21 protein-coding genes are annotated in these 17,444 nt (G+C 68.5%); 15 read left to right on the top strand and 6 right to left on the bottom strand.

Going from position 1 to position 17,444, the window contains the following annotated elements; all coding sequences use genetic code 11:
- Nucleotide 1: 1 nt before the first annotated feature.
- The 7 genes from KIT53_RS07110 (at nt 2) to KIT53_RS07080 (ending at nt 5,615) form a co-directional block, all read left to right on the top strand.
- Nucleotides 2–1,660, top strand: a complete 1,659-nt coding sequence (locus KIT53_RS07110) for an FAD-dependent oxidoreductase (protein WP_297749760.1) — start codon at nt 2–4, stop codon at nt 1,658–1,660.
- Nucleotides 1,661–1,839: 179 nt separating this feature from the next.
- Nucleotides 1,840–2,229 (top strand): hypothetical protein, encoded by a 390-nt coding sequence (locus KIT53_RS07105; RefSeq protein WP_297749757.1) that lies wholly within the window; start codon nt 1,840–1,842, stop codon nt 2,227–2,229.
- Nucleotides 2,230–2,396: 167 nt separating this feature from the next.
- Complete coding sequence (locus KIT53_RS07100) at nt 2,397–3,617, top strand: diguanylate cyclase (RefSeq protein WP_297749754.1); 1,221 nt, start codon at nt 2,397–2,399, stop codon at nt 3,615–3,617.
- Between the two features lie 87 nt (nt 3,618–3,704).
- Nucleotides 3,705–4,196 (top strand): TerB family tellurite resistance protein, encoded by a 492-nt coding sequence (locus tag KIT53_RS07095; RefSeq protein ID WP_297749751.1) that lies wholly within the window; start codon nt 3,705–3,707, stop codon nt 4,194–4,196.
- Nucleotides 4,197–4,340: 144 nt separating this feature from the next.
- The gene (locus KIT53_RS07090; RefSeq protein ID WP_297749748.1) at nt 4,341–4,745 is read left to right on the top strand and encodes an RcnB family protein; all 405 of its coding nucleotides are present in this window, start codon (nt 4,341–4,343) and stop codon (nt 4,743–4,745) included.
- A gap of 63 nt (nt 4,746–4,808) precedes the next feature.
- Nucleotides 4,809–5,408 carry a thioredoxin fold domain-containing protein gene (locus tag KIT53_RS07085; protein WP_297749745.1) on the top strand — a complete coding sequence of 200 codons (600 nt, stop codon included), beginning with the start codon at nt 4,809–4,811 and terminating at the stop codon, nt 5,406–5,408.
- A 66-nt stretch (nt 5,409–5,474) separates the two neighbouring features.
- Nucleotides 5,475–5,615, top strand: a complete 141-nt coding sequence (locus tag KIT53_RS07080; RefSeq protein ID WP_297749742.1) for a hypothetical protein — start codon at nt 5,475–5,477, stop codon at nt 5,613–5,615.
- Between the two features lie 28 nt (nt 5,616–5,643).
- Here the strand turns inward: KIT53_RS07080 and KIT53_RS07075 are convergent, their stop codons facing one another.
- Nucleotides 5,644–6,249, bottom strand: coding sequence for an NAD(P)H-dependent oxidoreductase (locus KIT53_RS07075; RefSeq protein ID WP_297749738.1), 606 nt, complete (start codon nt 6,247–6,249; stop codon nt 5,644–5,646).
- A 77-nt stretch (nt 6,250–6,326) separates the two neighbouring features.
- Nucleotides 6,327–7,259, bottom strand: a complete 933-nt coding sequence (gene ylqF / locus KIT53_RS07070) for a ribosome biogenesis GTPase YlqF (protein WP_297749736.1) — start codon at nt 7,257–7,259, stop codon at nt 6,327–6,329.
- Nucleotides 7,260–7,385: 126 nt separating this feature from the next.
- Between ylqF and KIT53_RS07065 the strand changes: the two genes are divergently transcribed.
- Complete coding sequence (locus KIT53_RS07065; protein ID WP_297749734.1) at nt 7,386–7,856, top strand: SRPBCC family protein; 471 nt, start codon at nt 7,386–7,388, stop codon at nt 7,854–7,856.
- Nucleotides 7,857–7,869: 13 nt separating this feature from the next.
- Here the strand turns inward: KIT53_RS07065 and KIT53_RS07060 are convergent, their stop codons facing one another.
- Genes KIT53_RS07060 through KIT53_RS07050 form a run of 3 tightly spaced genes read right to left on the bottom strand, consistent with a single transcriptional unit; the run spans nt 7,870 to nt 11,413 of the window.
- Entirely contained in the window at nt 7,870–8,766 is an 897-nt protein-coding gene (locus KIT53_RS07060; protein WP_297749731.1) for a dienelactone hydrolase family protein, read from the bottom strand.
- A 48-nt stretch (nt 8,767–8,814) separates the two neighbouring features.
- Nucleotides 8,815–10,380 (bottom strand): glutamate--cysteine ligase, encoded by a 1,566-nt coding sequence (gene gshA / locus KIT53_RS07055; protein WP_297749728.1) that lies wholly within the window; start codon nt 10,378–10,380, stop codon nt 8,815–8,817.
- Nucleotides 10,381–10,417: 37 nt separating this feature from the next.
- On the bottom strand, nt 10,418–11,413 hold the full coding sequence (locus KIT53_RS07050) for a tRNA-dihydrouridine synthase (protein WP_297749725.1): 996 nt from the start codon (nt 11,411–11,413) through the stop codon (nt 10,418–10,420).
- 61 nt (nt 11,414–11,474) lie between these two features.
- On the opposite strand from KIT53_RS07050, the gene KIT53_RS07045 reads away from it, so the two are divergent.
- The 5 genes from KIT53_RS07045 to bktB all read left to right on the top strand — a co-directional run bounded on the left by KIT53_RS07045 (nt 11,475) and on the right by bktB (nt 15,247).
- Nucleotides 11,475–11,966 (top strand): pyridoxamine 5'-phosphate oxidase family protein, encoded by a 492-nt coding sequence (locus KIT53_RS07045; RefSeq protein ID WP_297749722.1) that lies wholly within the window; start codon nt 11,475–11,477, stop codon nt 11,964–11,966.
- Nucleotides 11,963–12,610: an RluA family pseudouridine synthase gene (locus KIT53_RS07040; protein WP_297749719.1), complete on the top strand. Its 648-nt coding sequence runs from the start codon at nt 11,963–11,965 to the stop codon at nt 12,608–12,610. The genes KIT53_RS07045 and KIT53_RS07040 overlap by 4 nt, the downstream gene beginning before the upstream one ends.
- A gap of 4 nt (nt 12,611–12,614) precedes the next feature.
- Entirely contained in the window at nt 12,615–13,397 is a 783-nt protein-coding gene (locus KIT53_RS07035) for an SDR family NAD(P)-dependent oxidoreductase (protein ID WP_297749716.1), read from the top strand.
- Nucleotides 13,398–13,410: 13 nt separating this feature from the next.
- Nucleotides 13,411–13,989: a histidine phosphatase family protein gene (locus KIT53_RS07030; protein WP_297749713.1), complete on the top strand. Its 579-nt coding sequence runs from the start codon at nt 13,411–13,413 to the stop codon at nt 13,987–13,989.
- A gap of 73 nt (nt 13,990–14,062) precedes the next feature.
- Nucleotides 14,063–15,247, top strand: coding sequence for a beta-ketothiolase BktB (bktB, locus tag KIT53_RS07025; RefSeq protein WP_297749710.1), 1,185 nt, complete (start codon nt 14,063–14,065; stop codon nt 15,245–15,247).
- Nucleotides 15,248–15,289: 42 nt separating this feature from the next.
- Here bktB and KIT53_RS07020 read toward each other — a convergent pair whose 3' ends face one another.
- On the bottom strand, nt 15,290–16,033 hold the full coding sequence (locus KIT53_RS07020) for a 2OG-Fe dioxygenase family protein (protein ID WP_297749707.1): 744 nt from the start codon (nt 16,031–16,033) through the stop codon (nt 15,290–15,292).
- A gap of 139 nt (nt 16,034–16,172) precedes the next feature.
- Here KIT53_RS07020 and KIT53_RS07015 point away from each other — a divergent pair, with 139 nt between their 5' ends.
- Together KIT53_RS07015 and KIT53_RS07010 are read left to right on the top strand one after the other, a co-directional pair.
- Nucleotides 16,173–16,586: a hemerythrin domain-containing protein gene (locus KIT53_RS07015; protein ID WP_297749704.1), complete on the top strand. Its 414-nt coding sequence runs from the start codon at nt 16,173–16,175 to the stop codon at nt 16,584–16,586.
- A 34-nt stretch (nt 16,587–16,620) separates the two neighbouring features.
- Nucleotides 16,621–17,436: a DUF2189 domain-containing protein gene (locus KIT53_RS07010; protein WP_297749701.1), complete on the top strand. Its 816-nt coding sequence runs from the start codon at nt 16,621–16,623 to the stop codon at nt 17,434–17,436.
- Nucleotides 17,437–17,444 lie beyond the last annotated feature (8 nt).

The raw sequence follows: 17,444 nt of genomic DNA, 5'->3' as shown, positions 1-17,444 counted from the left end.
CATGGCAGCGGTGCAAGGCGGCTGGACAACGGATGTGGCCATCGTCGGCGGTGGCCTGGGCGGCGTATCGGCCGCGCTGTCGGCCTTGCGTCTGGGGCGCCGCGTGGTGCTGGTCGAGGAACTCGGGTGGCTCGGCGGCCAGCTCACCGCGCAAGGCGTGCCGCCGGATGAGTACCCCTGGATCGAGTCCCTGCATGCATCGCAGAGCTACGCCCACCTGCGCCACCGCATCCGCGCCTACTACCGCCGCCACCTGCCACTGACCGCCGAAGCCGCGCGCGCCTGGCTGCTCAATCCCGGCCAGGGCAACGTCAGCACGCTCTGCCACGAACCCTGGGTCGCCGCCCGCGTCATCGACGAACTGCTGGCCCCCTGGGAAGCCAGCGGCACCCTGATGCTGCTGCGGCGCCACCGCGTGGTGCAGGCGGACCTGCAGAGCGACCGCGTACGGGCGCTGCGACTGCGGTCCACCGAGAGTGGCCACGAGGGCTTGCTGGAAGCGGCCATCTTCATCGACGCCACCGAGACCGGGCACCTGCTGCCGCTGGCAGGCGCGGAGCACGTCTTTGGCGCCGAAGCCCAGTCGGCCACGCAAGAGCCCCACGCGCTGCCGCAGGCCGATCCCTGGGACCAGCAGGCCGTGACATGGTGCTTTGCCATGGAATACCACCCCGGCGAGAACCACGTCATCGACAAGCCCGAAGGGTACGACCGCTTTCGCACACTGCAATTGCCCTGCTGGCCCAACGCGCAGTACAGCTGGACCCTGTCGGACTTCGTCACCCACCAGCCCCGCACGCGGCCCCTGTTCGCGGGACCCACGGACCAGAGCGGCCTCTACGACCTCTGGCACGCACGGCGCATTGCCTGGCGCGGTCACTTCCGCCCCGGCGCCTACGCCAGCGACATCACGCTGGCCAACTGGCCGCAGATGGACTACTGGGAGAAGCCCCTCATCGGCGTGGCGCCGGAGGAAGAGCAGCAGGCGCTGCGCGAAGCACGTCTCTTCAGCCTGGGTTTCTTCTACTGGATGCAGACCGAAGCCCCTCGGCACGACGGTGGCCAGGGCTACGCGGGCCTGCGGCTGCGTGGCGACGTGCTGGGCTCCGCCGATGGCATGGCGCAACAGGTCTATTGGCGCGAGGGACGCCGCATACAGGCCGAATTCACCGTGCTCGAACAGCACATCGGCGTTGCCGCGCGCGCAGGGCACGGCAGCGCCGAAACCTTCCACGACAGCGTGGGCATCGGCGCCTACCGCATCGATCTGCACCCCAGCACGCGTGGGCGCAATACCGTCGACATCGACGCCTACCCATTCCAGATTCCGCTGGGCGCCCTGCTGCCACAACGCCTGGACAACCTGCTGCCCGCCTGCAAGAACATCGGTACCACGCGCATCACCAACGGCGCCTTCCGCGAACACGCCACGGAGTGGAGCATCGGCGAAGCCGCAGGCAGCCTCGCGGCCTTCGCGCTGAACCACGGCGCGCCTGCGCGCGCCGTGCGCAGCAGTCCCCGCCTGCTCGCCGATTTCCAGCACCAGTTGCGCCAACAGGGCGTGCTGCTGGAGTGGCCACGCTACGGCGCACTCACGCCACTCATGCGCACGGGCTACCAGAACGCAGCCGCGGCACCGGCGCTGGCCAAGGCCGCCTGACCTGCAGAGCGCCCGCTCAGGCCTTTGGCCTACAGCCGCGCAGCACATCAGAACCAAGTGCTTAATGGTTCTTACGGCCAGCCGGCCAATCGTCCTTTTCGTCGGGACGTGAGCGGCAAGTGCACGGTGCCGGCGCATGATCGCCGCTCCTTCACACCTCAGTCATCCGTTTTCACTGCATGAGCCACCCGACGCCACGGCGCCGGCGTTCCACCCGACGCCGTCGCAGCCAGACCTTGCTGGACAACGCATTGGGGGCGATGGTGGGTGGCACCGGCCTGTGGCTGCTGTCCATCGTGATGAGTGTCAAGGAAGACCTCCGCATGGCCGCGCGTGCCCTGCTCGCCCCGGCCTGGATGGCGCTGGCCCTGGGGGTCGGCCTGCTGGTGCTGCATGTCTGGCGCAAGCGGCGAACGCAGGTGGAGGCCCATATGCTGCTGCGCCAGCATTCCACCTTTCTGGAGCCCATGCCCAAGCTGCGGCCCCGCAGCCGTCATGGCGAGGACCGCAGCAGCCGGCAGCGCGCCTCCCACCGGGTGCAAGCCGAAGGGCTGATGAGCCGGCACTGAAAGCGGTTCCGGCCTTGTGCCGGTCCGGGACCTGTTCGGCCAATGAGCCGGTCCTTTCGAGGTCTTTTCCACGGGACAGCGGCGCGTTGTCTGCGCGACCATGGATACCTCGCGCAAGCGTGCAATAGGTCCGCTTGAGCCATCGATACCCAACCCATAATTCGCCCATGTCGTTTCCCGAGGTCGCGATCTGGTCAGCCATGCTGGGTGGCGTGCTGACGCTGGCCGCCCTGGCACTGGCCGATGTGCTGGACAGCCGATCCAAAAGCTCGGTGCGCAATCTCCTGTTCGTGTTCATCACAGGCGCGAGCTGCGTGGTCATCACCGGCCTGCCGGAACAGCTCGTGCCCGGACTGCCGCCGCGCGTGCTGATGGTCCTCAAGGCCGGCATGGGGCCTGCCGCGGGTGCGATGGCGCTGTACTACCTGGGCAGTTGGCTCGGTGGCGTGCGGGAGGATGCGATGGTGCACCGCCTCACCGCATGGGCCGCGGTCGTTCTGGGCCTGGCCGCGCTGGGCCTGGCCGCAGCGGCCACGCAGGTTCACGCCGAGCAGTTCCGCGAGCTGATGCTGTTTTCCGCCGTGGTCAACCTGGTGCCGGTGCTGCTCGCCTTCGTGGCCGTGATGCGCGCCGCTCGCCTGGGGGACCCGCTTGCGCCACGCATGCTGCTGGCCCTGGTGTGTCTGGCGGTAATGACTTGTGGCCTCTACCTGCGCGGCCTCGACGTGCAGGGCCTGGGCCTGGGCGCCTGGCTGCTCACCGCCACGGCCACCGTGCTGTACTTCCTCATGGCCACGGTGCTGGGCCTGCTGCGCAACCGGCACAACCGCGAACTCATCCGGTTGTCTCGCCTGCAACAGGGTTCGGATCCCGCCACCGGCCTGCCCACGGGTGCCGCCCTGCTCGCCCAGGTGGAGCATTTCTTCTGGCGCACCGCCCAGAACGATGGGGAATGCACGGTGATCTGCCTGTACGTGAGCAACCTGTACGAACTGGCGGACTCGGCGGGCGCGGGCGTGGAGTCGCAGATTCTCGTCACCATGGCCGCCCGCATCCGCCGCGCCGCCGGCTTCAGGGGTGTGGTGGGTCTCTACCATCCGCGTTGTTTCGTGGTGGTGCTCACGGCGGACCGCCACGCGCCGCCGATCACCGAGACGGTGGCCAAGTTGCGCCATGCCGTCTCCCACCCGATGACGGTGATGAACGACCGCAAGGAACGCCAGATCTTCAGGCCGCGCCTGGGCATGGGTACGGTCTCGCTCGATCCGCATGGTGCCCATCCGATGGATGTGCTCAACGACGCCGAGCGCCAGGCGCTGGCGCGGGTGCTGCTGCATGGGCGTATCGCGCAAAGCGAACTCGAGACCGAGCCCATGCCGCTGACCTGAGGCATCGCGCCAGTCGGCAGTGCACGCGGCGCGGGAACCTCGGCTTCCCGCGCGAACTCACAGTGCCTTTGCACGACGGATCCAGCCATGCTGAGAAACCTCAAAGACCTGTTCGACAACCTCGCCACCCGGCTGCAGTCGCCAGCAGGGGCATTGCCTGCTGCCGAGCAGGAGCACACCTTGCAGTTGGCCACCGCGGTGCTGCTGGTGGAGGTGATGCGCGCCGAGCCCACGCTGAGCGACGCCGAACGCGATGCGGTCATCCACGCGCTGCGCGGCAAGTTTGCGCTGACCCCGGACGAACTGCAGCGCCTGCTGGACCTGGCTCACGAGACCGCCCGCACCGCCTACGATTTCCAGCGCTTCACACGCAGCCTCAACGACCATTTCTCGCAGACGCAAAAAATACGCGTGGTGGACGCGATGTGGGAAGTGGCGTACGCCGACCAGCATCTGGACGCACACGAGAACCACGTCATCAGCAAGGTGGCCGGCCTGTTGCACGTGACCCATGGCGAATACATCGCCGCCAAGCTGCATGCCCAGCAGACCATGAAAATGCGCGGGGGACCGGCATAAGCTGGCGCCCTGGCCCAGGAAATGGGTGTGAACAGGCCCTACAGTCGGCTACGCAGCTTTGCGTTGCGCCAACGAGGGGTTCACGCAAGCGATACATGCCGGACAGACCATGAGGCCTCCTCTTCCAACCCACAGGAGACTGCCATGAAAGCCCGCACCTTTGTCGTCCTCGCCGTCGCTGTCGCCACCCTGGGCACGGGATCGCTGTCTTTCGCGCAGGGCTACGGCCCCGGCCCGCGCCACGACGACCGCCGCGACCAGCGGTACGACCACCGCCATGGCCCACGCCACGACCACCGCATCGAACGCCGGGACTATCGACCGGTGCCGCCGCGCCATGTCTACTACCCCGGCGCACGCGGCCCGGAGTTCCAGCGCGGACGCTACATCCCACGCGAATACCGCAGGCCGCAGTATGTGGTGACGAACTACCGCACGCACCACCTGTACGCGCCGCCGCGTGGCTACCACTGGGTGCAGGTCGGCGGTGATTACGTGCTGGTGGCCATTGCCACCGGCCTGATCGCAAGCCTGATCCTCAGCCGCTGAGCCCACGGGGCCATGGCTTCTCTGCGATGATCCGGGCCAGCACAACTTTTTCGATTGCCCGCCATGCAACGCCGTCAAGCCACCCTCGCCCTGATCGCTTCCGCCGCCACGCTCGCCCTGGCCGCCTGTTCCCGGCAGGACAACACGGCGGCGCCCTCGGCCGCCGCCGACGGCCCGCCCATTCCGCCCGCACAGGCCTACGACACGCTGGCCCAGGAGGGCAAGGGTTTTACCGTCGGTGCGCTCATGGCCGCCAACACGGTGTACGTGCTGTTCGACCCGCAGTGCCCGCACTGCGGCCACCTGTGGCAGTCGTCCATCCCGTTGCAGAGCCGGGTCAAGTTCACCTGGCTGCCCGTGGCCATTCTCAATGCCAAGAGCCTGCCGCAGGGTGCGGCCATCGTGGCCGCGAGCAACCCGCAGGAAGCGATGAATGCCCACGAGCGCAGCCTGCTCGACGGCCAGGGAGGCACCTCCGCTTCCGCCAGCATCCCGCCGGAGGTCGAGGCCTCCATCAAGCAGAACACCGCGCTGCTCAACCGCCTGGGCGCCACCTCGGTGCCCTACATCGTGGCCAAGCACCAGGGCAGCGGCCAGGTGGTCAGCGTGGCCGGCGCCATGGGCACCGAGGCGCTGGCCCAGTTCCTGGGCATGGGGCAGTAAACCGGCGGCCTTCTCGCTTACCATCGCGCGGTCGGGCCGCGCGTCGCGGCAGTTTATGGAGGCCCCATGGGCAAGGAACAGCGCAACGAGAAGATGAGCAAGAAGCCCAAGAAGGACAGCACCATCCCCAAGGGACCGGTGAACTCGGACCGCCCGGTGGCACCGGTCACGTCCGTCATTCCGCGCGGCAAGGAAAAGAACAAGTAAGCCACGCCGGCGGGGTGCCGCCGGGCGTTCAACCGCCCTTGCGGCCCAGGCGCCGCAGGCGCGCCAACCAGAGGGCGACACCCCCATCGCCCAGTTGCTCCACCGAGCCCACCAGCGTTTCGTGAATGGGCCCGAAACCGACAAACCCGAGGATGTTGCGCTCCAGTGCCTTGAGGCTGTGCGCGCGGAAATACCAGCGGTAGACCAACGCCGGCATGCCCATGGTCACCACCACGCGTGCCGAGCGGCCGCTCAGCGGTTTGCGTCCAAACTCCTTCGGGCCTTCGCGCCCGATGGCGAACCCGGGGCGAGCCACCTGCTCCAGGTACGCCTTGAGCAGGGCTGGCATCTCGCCCAGCCACAAGGGAAAGAAGAACACCACATGCTGCGCCCAGAGGATGTCGGCCTGCGACGCCTTGAGCGCTGGCGGTACCTCGCCCTGATGCCAGTCGCTGACGCGGCGCAGGACCGGGAAGTCCAGGTCCGCCACGGCGATGCGGCGCACCTCGTGCCCGGCGTCGCTGGCACCCTGCGCGTAGGCATCGGCGAGGGCCTGGTTGAGGTGTGGCGTCTGCTTGTCTGGATGGCCTTCGATGACCAGGATGCGACGGGTGGTGGAAGGGGCTGTGTTCATGGCGGGCACTCCGGTGGCTGGCCTTGCAGGACCAGCGCCATGCTCCCACCGGGCGCCTCCCCCGGCCTTGACCAGGATCAAGTCCTGCGGCGTGCGGCGCGTTCTTCCTTGCGCCGTGCCTGGCGCTCTGCATCGGCCTTGCGGCCGGCCGCGAGCCAGACACCGAAGTCCTCGGGTGTCTCCAGCGTGATGCGCCCGAGCGCGCCACTGCGGAAGTCCGCGATCACCAGCTCGGCCGCCTTCTGCAGGTTCACCACGCCGCCAGCGGCCAGCGCGCCACGTTTGCGTCCGATGGCACCCAGCAGTTCCTCCTCGTGCGCCTGCGAGATCGCCTGTGCATCCAGGCCCAGCCGGTAACGCTCCTCCAGCAGTTGCGGGTAGTCCGCCTTCAGGCGCCCAAGCAGATCGAGCGCCACCTCCTGGTCATCGTAGGCGTTGCGACCCACGGCGCCGCTGGCCGCGAGGTTGGCCCCGCTCTCCGGCACGATGATGCGCGGCCAGAGCACGCCTGGCGTGTCGTAGAGATAGAAGTCGTCGGCCAGCACGATGCGCTGCTCGGTGCGCGTGATGCCGGCCTCGTCGCCGGTCTTGGCTGCGCGTTTGCCCTTCAGGGTGTTGATGAGCGTGGACTTGCCCACGTTGGGAATGCCGCAGATCAGCACCCGCATGGGCTTGACCATGCCACCACGCTCGGGAGCCAGTTCATGGCAGGCCGCGATGATGGCGCGTGCCGGCGTGCCCATGCCTGCGTCCAGCGCGATGGCCCGCGTGGCCCGCTGTGCGTTGTAGTGCGCCAGCCAGTTCGCGGTGCGCTCGGCGTCGGCCAGGTCCTGCTTGTTCAGCACCTTCAGCGTCGGTTTGCCGTGGGTGAGGTCGGCCAGCAGCGGGTTGGCACTGGAGCCGGGCAACCGGGCGTCGAGCATCTCGACCACGACGTCGATGCCTTTCACGCGCTCCTCGATCGCCTTGCGCGTGAGGTGCATGTGTCCGGGAAACCACTGGATGCTCATGGCGGTGTTGTCAGGTCAGGTTGGCGGCGAGAGCAGGGATTGTGCCTTGGTAGAACCCCCGGGGCAGCCCGACGGGCGCGCTACCTACAATGGGTTTCAACGCAACCACCCCAAGGCAGGCGCCCCATGGCCATCACCGTCAAGATCGATCTGGGCTACGAATTCGACGTCAAGGCCAAGGCGGCCGATGTGTTCGCCGTGCTCTCGGACGTGCCCGAATCGGTCAGCCACTTTCCCAAGGTCGAGAAACTCACCGACATGGGCGGCGGTGTCTACCAGTGGGAGATGGAGAAGGTCGGCACCGCGCAGGTGAACATCCAGACGGTGTATGCCAGCAAGTACGTGAGCGACAAGGCGCGCGGCACGGTGAAATGGACACCGGTCAAGGGCGTGGGCAATGCCCAGGTGGGCGGCAGTTGGAAGATCGTGGACAACAAGAAGTCCACCGGACTGACCCTGGCGATCCAGGGCGAGATTGAGGTGCCTCTGCCTGGCCTCATGAAGATGGTGGTGGCGCCGGTGGTGGAAGGCGAGTTCGAGAAACTGGTCGAAAAGTACATCGCCAACCTCATCAAACGCTTCGGCGGCGAAGCCTGAGCGAGCGCGTGCCTCAGGCGCGCAGGTGCTCGCGCAAGAACGCCAGCGTGCGGTCCCAGGACAGGCGCGCGGCCGCGGCGTCGTAACGCGGCGTGGTGTCGTTGTTGAAGCCGTGCTGCGTGCCTGGGTACTGGTGTGCGGTGTAGCGCACGCCCGCGGCCTTGAGGGCGGCTTCGTAGGCGGGCCATGCGGCGTTGATGCGCTCGTCCACCGCCGCAAAGTGGATCAACAGCGGCGCCCTCACGCGCGCAGCCTCCTGTGCCGGGGGAAAGTTGCCGTAGTACGGCACGGCGGCGGCCAGATCCGGCCGCTGCGTCGCCAGAAAATGGGCCATGCCCCCGCCATAGCAGAACCCGACCACGCCGATACGGCCGATGCCGTCCTGTCGCGCCTGCAGCGCGGCGGCCGCTGCCAGGAAATCCTGCCGCGTCTTCGCCTGGTCGAGTTGCGGGAACAGTGCGCGTGCCTTGTCCTCGTCCGCCGGATAGCCGCCCAAGGGCGTGAGCGCGTCGGGTGCGAAGGCGGTGTAGCCCTCCAGCGCAAGACGGCGCGCGATGTCTTCTATGTGTGGATTCAGGCCCCGGTTTTCATGCACCACCAGCACTCCCGGCATGCGCCCACCCAGCGGGGGATTCACCGGCTGCGCCAGGTAGGCCTTGACCGTGCCGTAGCCCTGCGGTGAGGGGACGCTGACCACCTCGGTGCGCAGGCGGGTGTCGTTGGCGGCCACGACCTGGGCGCTGGCGAAATCGGGACTCAGCGCGGCCAGCAGCCCGGCGGCGGTTGCACCGCCGACAGCGAATTTCGACGCCTTCTCCAGGAAACCCCGCCGATCGAGATCGCCATGCACATAGGCATCGAAGAGGATCAGCAGTTCCTGGTCGAAATCGGCAGCGGTGAGTCGGGGCATGGTGACAGACCTCTTCACATGACCGGCCGGCGGTCGTGGTTTCGCCGCTCAGGCGGTGATCGGCGAAGCCGCCGCTTCGCTGCGCGGACGGCCCAGGCGCGCAGCGGACACGTATTCCTGCCGGTAGATCTCGAACGGCATGGTGTCGGCGGCCTCGATGGCGCGCTGGTCCTCGATCGAACGGGCCGCCATGGCCTCGTAGCGAGCCTGCTGCTTGGCGCTCCAGGGCTGGGCCAGCAGATGCTGGTGCGTCGCCTGGGACTGCGCGCGGGCGAAGGCCACGAAGGAATCGCCGTGGTACTGGTGCATGGCCTGCAATACGCGCGCCGAGGGCAGGGTCTGCGGGTCCCGCAGAGCGGCACGCGCCAGCGCCACCGCCTGGCTGTGGTCCAGGCTGTTCTGCGCGCCGTCGAGCGCGTCGGCAATCGGCACCAACTGATCGATGATCTCCAACCCCCATTGCACCAGCGACACCGGTTGACCGGCACGCATGAGCTGCAGGCCCGGCTCGCGGCCGCGCGCCGCGGTGAGGTGCTGGTTGTGCGCGAGCTCCTGGATCTCGGTGGGCGTGTCCGGCGGACTGTCGCTGAGCAGGCAGTGCAGCAGGAAGACGTCCAGGAAGCGCAGCGTGGCTGCACTGATGCCGAGGGGCTCGAAAGGATTCAGGTCCATCAGCCGGACCTCTATGTACTCCACGCCGCGTTCGCGCAAGGCGTGCAGCGGCCGCTCGCCCGGGTAGATCACACGCTTGGGGCGGATGGTGCCGTAGAACTCGTTCTCGATCTGCAGCAGCGTGGTGGCGAGCTGGTTGTAGTCGCCACCGGGGTTGCGGATGCCCACCGCTTCGTAGGCGGGCCAGGGCCGCGTGAGCGCGTCGTGCAGCGACGCCGCATAGCCTTCCAGGCCGTTGTAGCTCACCGCCAGCGTGGCCTGCGCCTCACTCTGGTAGCCCAGGCGCCCCATGCGCAGCGAGGTGCCATGCGGCATGTAGAGGGTGCCTCCGGCCCCCAGCTTCTGCAACTCATGCTGGCGACCTTCGACGAAAGTGGAGCACACGGCCGGCGAGGCGCCGAACAGTGTGAGCAGCAAAAAGGCGTGGCGCCGGAAGTTGCGGATGAGCGCGAAGTAGCCGTCGTTGTCCACGTCCGGCAGCGACCAGTTGTAGTGGATGCCGGAGATGGTCTGCATGCGCCGGCCATAGCGGTGCGCCAGCCCCATGCGGTAGACACTCTTGGCGCGCCCCACATTGGAGGAACCGTAGCGGCCGATCGGAATGGTCTCGTCCGGCGGCAGGCCGCAGGGCATGCTGGACGCCCAGAGCATCTCGTCGCCCACCGCGCGCAGACTGCGAACGGTGTACTGGTGCACCTCGTTGAGTTCGGCCAGGCACGAGGCCACGCTGTCGTGCACCCCGGTGATGAGTTCGAGCTGCGACTCGCTGTAGTCGGTGGTGATGTGCGGATGGGTGAGCGCGCTGCCCAGTGCCACCGGATGCGGCGTGAGCGCCAGCCGGCCATCGGGCAACGCGCGCAGGCTTTCCTTCTCGAGCCCGCGACGCATGCCGCGCAGGCGTTCCCCGGTGAGGGCATCCAGCCGATGTGGGATTGAGGTCATACAGGCGTCGTGGAGATTCGGGTCCGGGGGCCGGAAGTTACCACGGCTGGCCCATTTCTGCAGGCAGCGCCCGGATGGGCTCTGTGGTAGGCGCCGTGCCGCCCGCGCCGCGCAGCAGCCAGGCGTCAACGACCGCCGGGTCGTTGACCAGACGCAACTCATCGAACGCGGCCTGGGCCTCTGGGTACCGCCGGCGCAACAGGTTGAGCCATTGCTTGAGCCGGCCGGCACGGTGGCGCCGCTCCACGCGCGCACTCACGCGCTCCCAGAACACCGTGAGCAAGGGTTCGATGGATGTCCAGGGCACGCCGCCCCGCCCCCGGATGGCCAGCGCCAGGCCGGGGTCGCTGACCATGCCACGGCCGACCATGAGCGAGGTGCAGCCACTCTCCGCCTGGCAGCGCACGGCATCCGCCACGCTCCATATCTCGCCATTGGCGATCACCGGCAGCGTGGCCGGCAGCAGCGCGCGCAGGTCGGCAATGCGCTCCCAGTACGCCGGCGGGCGGTACCCATCGGCCTTGGTGCGCGCATGCACCACCAGTTCGTCCGCGCCGCCCTCGGCGATCGCCTGCGCGCAAGCCTCTGCCACGGAGCCGTCGCGGTAGCCCAGCCGCATCTTGGCGGAGACCGGCACATGGGCCGGCACGGCGCGGCGCACCGCCGCCACGATACGACCCACGAGTTCGGGCTCGTCCAGCAGCACGGCGCCTCCCCGGCTCTGGTTCACCGTCTTGGCTGGGCAACCGAAGTTGAGATCAATCCCCGGAGGGTTCAGGCCGGCCAGCCGGGCCGCGTTCTCCGCCAGGCAGACCGGGTCCGAGCCCAACAGTTGGGGACGCACCGGCACGCCCGCGCGGGTGCACCCCCCGTTCAACAACTCGGGCACCACACGCACGAAGGCGCGCTCGGGCAGCAGGGTGTGGGTTACGCGGATGAACTCGCTGACGCAGCGATCGATGCCGCCCGTGCGCGTGAGCACGTCGCGCAGGGTCGCGTCCAGCAGGCCTTCCATGGGGGCGAGCAACAGCATGGTGGTATTTCACCACGCTGCACGCCACAGCCCAGGAACGGCACGCTACCATCCGCAAGCCATGTCATCCCATGAACCCCGCCTGTCACAGGCACTGCGTGAACTGTTGACCCGCCAGCGCGTCGGCGCACTGGGGACCCTGGGCATGGACGGTGCTCCCTGGGTCTCGCTGGTGCCCTTTGCCGTCGACACGGCCCTGCGCGTGCTGGTGCTGCACGTCAGTGCCCTGGCCCAGCACACCGCCAACCTGCGCCGTGACGCACGCGCCTCCCTGCTTGTGTCGCAGGCCGAAGTGGCCGGCGAACCGGTGCACGCCCTGCCCCGGGCCATGCTGGTGACACAGGCGCAGACGCTGGAATCCGGCAGCGAGGCCGAACTCAGCGCACGCAACGCCTACCTGCAGCGTTTCCCGGAAGCCGCGCACATGACCGCGCTGGGGGACTTCAGCTTTGTCGCGCTCACCCCGTTGGGCGCCCGCCAGGTGGCGGGTTTCGGCGCGGCACGCAGCCTGGAGGCCGACGAGGTGGTGCGCGCGCTCCGGCTTGCGCCGTGAGCCTGCGTGTCGTGCACGCGGACGAAGCCCTGCTCGTCCTGGACAAGCCCGCCGGCTTGCTGGCCGTGCCCGGGCGCGGCCCGGACAAGCAGGACTGCCTGAGCGCGCGCGCCCAGGCGCGCTGGCCCGACGCCCGTGTCGTGCACAGACTGGACATGGCCACTTCGGGCCTGGTCGCCATGGCGCTGGGGCCTCATCACCAGCGCACCCTCTCCAGCGCCTTCGAGACCCGCCGCGTGCACAAGCGGTACACCGCCGTGGTGGCGGGAACGCTGACCAACCCGACGCCGGACAACGGCTGGAACACCATCGATCTGCCACTGACGATCGACTGGCCCAACCGGCCGCGCAGCATCGTGAGCCACACACTGGGCAAGCCCAGTCTCACGCGCTGGCGGCTGGACGCGGCCCCTGCGCCCATCGCCCAAGCCACGCGGCTGGAACTCGAACCCGTGACCGGGCGCACCCACCAGTTGCGCGTGCACCTGCAAGCCATCGGCCACCCCATCGCCGGCGACGCGCTGTACGCCGACGCCGCGCAGCAAGCCCTGGCCGGGCGCTTGCTGCTGCACGCACACTGGCTGCAACTCCCTCACCCGCTCGATGGGCGCACCATCGAATTCCACAGCCCCTGCCCGTTCTGACCCCATGAACACCGACGCACGACAAGATCTCACCATCCTCACCGGCGCTTCACGCGGCATGGGCCTGGCCATGGCCCGCCAACTGCTGGCGCCCGGCCGGCGCCTGCTCTGCATCTCCCGCCGTGCCAACGACGAACTGGCCGCCCAGGCCGAACGCCTGGGTGCACCGCTCATTCAGTGGCAGCAGGACCTGGCCGACACCACCTCTGCGGCCGCCCGCCTGCACGACTGGCTGAAGCAGCAGGATGCCAGCACCCTGGCCAGCGCCACGCTGATCAACAACGCCGGCGTGATCCCGCGCATAGGCCCACTGGACGACTGCCCGCCCGATGAACTGGCTCGTGCCCTGCGCGTCGGGCTGGAAGCACCGATGCAACTGACCGCTGCGTTCCTGCGCGCCAGCGGCGCCTGGGTCGACGCCGGCTGGCGCGGTCCGCGCAAGGTGCTCAACATCTCCTCCGGCCTGGGCCGCAATGCCATGGCAGCCCAGGCCCCGTACTGCGCGGCCAAGGCCGGCATGGACCACTTCACCCGCTGCAGCGCGCTGGACGAAGCGCAGCGCGAACAGGGTGCGCGCCTGGTGTCCCTGGCGCCTGGCGTGATCGACACCGACATGCAGGCCCAGTTGCGCGCCGGCGATCCCTCGGCCTTTCCCGATCTGGGCCGCTTCGTGGAACTCCAGCGCCAGGGCCAGCTCACATCGCCAGACGCCGCTGCCGCGCGGGTGCTGGCCTGGCTGGACCGTGCCGACTTTGGCGAGCGCCCCGTCGCCGACGTGCGCGATTAGCGGAGGTTCTTCCATGCCCCAAGCGCTCCTCACCCGCCGCCGGTTCACGGCCGGCACCGCGCTGGCGCTCGCTGGCCACCGGGCGCACGCCCAGGGCAGCGGCTCCGGTTTCTGGACCCTGCTGCGCGAGGGCGGCTGTGTGCTGCTGATGCGCCACGCGCAGACCGAACCCGGTGTGGGCGACCCGCCCAACTTCCGGCTGGGCGACTGCGGCACCCAGCGCAACCTCAGCGAAGCCGGCCGCCAGCAGGCCCGGCGCGTGGCGGCCGCGCTGGTGCGCGAACGGGTCAGGATCGACCAGGTGCGCAGCAGCGCCTGGTGCCGCTGTGTGGACACCGCCATGCTGGCGTTCGGGCAGAGCACGGCATGGCCGCCCATCAACTCCTTCTTTGGCAGCGATGGCCGTGAACGGCAGACGCGCGAGGTGCAAGCCGCCCTGTCAGGCTGGATGGCGCCGCGCAACCTGGCACTGGTCACCCACCAGGTCAACATCACCGCCCTCACCGGCGAGACCCCCGCCATGGGCGAGATCTTCCTCGTGCGGCCAGGCCCCACCAACCGCCTGCGGGTGCTGGCCCGCGAGGCCTTCTGACGCCGGTCAAGACCGGGCTCTGCGCCTGGGGGTACGATTCTGGGTGAACCGATTCACCACCAGGAGTATCTTCATGAGCAGAGAAGTCGTCGTCGTCAGCGCCGTGCGCACCGCCATCGGCACCTTTGGCGGCAGCCTCAAGGACCAGCCACCCACCCAGCTCGGCGCCCTCGTCGTGCGCGAATCCCTCGCACGCGCCGGCGTGGATGGCAAGGAAGTGGGCCACGTCGTGTTCGGCCACGTGGTCAACACCGAACCCAAGGACATGTACCTCTCCCGCGTGGCCGCCATCCACGGCGGCTGCGCCGAGGGCACGCCCGCCTTCAACGTCAACCGCCTCTGTGGCTCCGGCCTGCAGGCCATCGTCTCGGCCTCGCAGAGCATCCTGCTGGGCGACACCGACATCGCCATTGGCGCCGGTGCGGAGAGCATGAGCCGCGCGCCCTATGCCAGCCTGAACACGCGCTGGGGAGCCCGCATGGGCGACACCCAGATGGTGGACATGATGGTCGGCGCTCTGCACGACCCGTTCCACGCCATCCACATGGGCGTGACGGCCGAGAACATCGCCGCCAAATGGGGCATCACGCGCGAAGACCAGGACCGCCTGGCCGTGGAAAGCCACAACCGCGCGCAGAAGGCCACCGAAGCCGGCTACTTCAAGGACCAGATCGTGCCCGTGATGCTCAAGAGCAAGAAGGGCGAGGTGGCCTATGCCACCGACGAACACTTCCGCCCCAACGCCACGCTGGAGGACATGGGCAAGCTCAAGCCCGTGTTCCTGAAGGAGAACGGCACCGTCACCGCCGGCAACGCCTCCGGCCTCAACGACGCCGCCGCCGCCGTGGTGCTGATGGAAGCCGGCGTGGCCAAGGCACGCGGCGCCCGCCCGCTGGCCCGTCTGGTGGCCTATGCCCACGCCGGCGTGGACCCCAAGTACATGGGCATCGGACCGGTGCCCGCCACCCAACTGGCCCTGCAGAAGGCCGGCCTGAGCGTGAAGGACCTGGACGTGATCGAGGCCAACGAAGCCTTCGCAGCCCAGGCCTGCGCCGTCACGCGCGACCTTGGCCTGGATCCGGCCAAGGTCAACCCCAATGGCTCGGGCATCTCGCTGGGCCACCCCATCGGCGCCACCGGCGCGCTGATCACCGTCAAGGCCCTGCATGAACTGCAGCGCATCCAGGGCCGCTATGCGCTGGTCACCATGTGCATCGGCGGCGGCCAGGGCATCGCGGCGATCTTCGAGAGGGTATGACACCCCATGCCGGCCCCCGTGGCCGGCAGCGCCGGGCAACCTTCAACCGCCCTGGAAACCGCCCCTTCGGTAGGTCAGCACCAGGGTGTCGCGCCAGCCGAGCGTGCCTGGCTCCAGCGGCTGGATCGGCGTGCTTTCGTGGATCACGCGGGCATCGTCGAGCAACAGCAGGGACCAGGGCTCGCGCAGCGTGAAGCGTTGGCCCGCCGGGCCATTGGCGTCGAACACGCGGCTCTCGCCGCCCTTGATGCCATGGCGCTCGACCATGAACACGGCCACCAGGTCCACCCCGTCGCGGTGCGCGCCTTCGGGCGTGGGGCGTCCGATGCCGTCGGTGGTGTCGATGCGGAAGGGATGCGCTTCGACGTACCAGGGCTGCTCGCCATGCAGGAGCGAGGCGGCCTCCCCCAGGCGCGCCAGCAGGCGGCTCCACACCGGCAGTGCGACGGTGGCGGCCGCCATGGGCTCGAACCAGCGCTGCATGCCTCCGTGCAGGGCGTTGTATTCCAGCGGTTGCCAATGCGCGCGGTGGGGCACCTGCTGCACCTCGCGGCCCTCGACCACGAAACAGCTGTGGCGCCGGCTGCGGTAGCGTCCGCCATCCTTGAGATAGGCGTCCGCAGGCAGATCGTTCCAGGCGTGGTGCAGAGCCTGAAGCTCCTCGAAGGCGGCAGGCAGCCAGTCGGCCACACCGGCCGCGCTGATCAGGGCGTAACCCTGGCTGCGGAGCAGTCCGTCGAGTCGGGCGGGCGGTGCATAAGGCGGCTGGAATTCGCTGGTGGTCATGGCGAGGCAGTGTAGTGCCGCGCACCAATCCCCAGCGACGGGCCAGCCACAGTCCATGAGCGATTCGCGGCTTTTCTGCGCTGGATCAAACCGCGCCGCACGCCGGCCTGCGAAGCTGAAGGCAAAGGACACCCCCGAGATGATGAGTACCGCGAAATGGAGTCCCGCCCTGCTGCTGGGCTACGCTCCCATGGACGACGAGCACCGCGCCTTCGCGGTGCTGCTGGCGCGCGCGCAGGACGCCAGCGACCAAGACCTGCCGCAGGCCTGGGCCAACATGGTGGCGCACACCGAGCAGCATTTCGGCTCGGAGGACGACGGCATGCTGAGCACCGGTTACCCTTCTTCTTCGCAGCACATGCTGGAGCACCGGGTGGTGCTCAACCTGATGCGCGAAGGCCTGGAGCAGGCTGGGCAAGGGCAACTGGCGCCGGTGAGGCAGATGGCCAGGGAACTGTGGTCCTGGTTCCTGAGGCACACACAGTCGCAGGACGCGGCGCTGGCGCTGCACCTGCGACGCACCCGGCATGGCGAGCCCACCACGACGATGTGAACGCGGACAAGACAATGACAACGAGGAGACAGACATGGCAGACGAACCGCAGGAGACGGGCACCGGCGCGCCCCCTTTGAAGCCCGCGGACGGACCACCTTCGTCCGTGTTCAACCTTCCACTGGCCGACTTGCGGGCGGGCGATCCGCTGCGCTGGCTGCGGCTGGGCTGGACCGACTTCCTGCGCTGTCCCGGCATCGGCCTGTTCTACGGCTTGTGCTTTTTCCTCATGGGCCATGCGCTGCTGGCGGTTTTCCGCGCCGCGCCGGCCTACGTGCTGGCGCTCAGCGCAGGCTTCCTCCTGATGGGCCCCTTTCTCTGCCTGGGCCTCTACCACGCGAGCCGCGCGCTGCAGGCAGGCAGCCGGCCCACACTGGGGGCATCCCTCATGGCCTGGAAACCCACGCTGGGCACGATGGCGATCTTCGCTGGCGTGCTGTTGATCCTGGAGATGCTATGGGGCCGAGCCTCGCTGGTGGTGTTCGCGGTCACGTTCAACACCATGCCTTCCACCGAAAACCTGCTGGCGCAGTTGCTCAGCCTGGAGAACATCGAGTTCCTGATCACCTACACCGTGGTGGGCGGCATTTTTGCCGGACTGATCTTCGTCACCAGCGCCATCTCCATTCCCATGATCCTCGACCGCCAGGTGGACGCCATCTCAGCCGGCCTGACCAGCATCCGCGCCTGCCTGCAGAACCCGGGCGTGATGCTCTGGTGGGGCGCACTCATCACGGTGCTGATCGTGCTGGCGATGCTGCCGTGGTTTCTGGGTCTGTTCGTGGTGGGGCCTGTGGTGGGACATGCCACCTGGCATGCGTACCGGCAACTGGTGAGCGAGGGGCAGTGAGTGAGATG

The sequence above is a fragment of the Hydrogenophaga sp. genome, assembly GCF_026125785.1.
GTDB lineage: Bacteria > Pseudomonadota > Gammaproteobacteria > Burkholderiales > Burkholderiaceae_C > Hydrogenophaga.
This window is presented reverse-complemented; position numbering and strand designations above follow the sequence as displayed.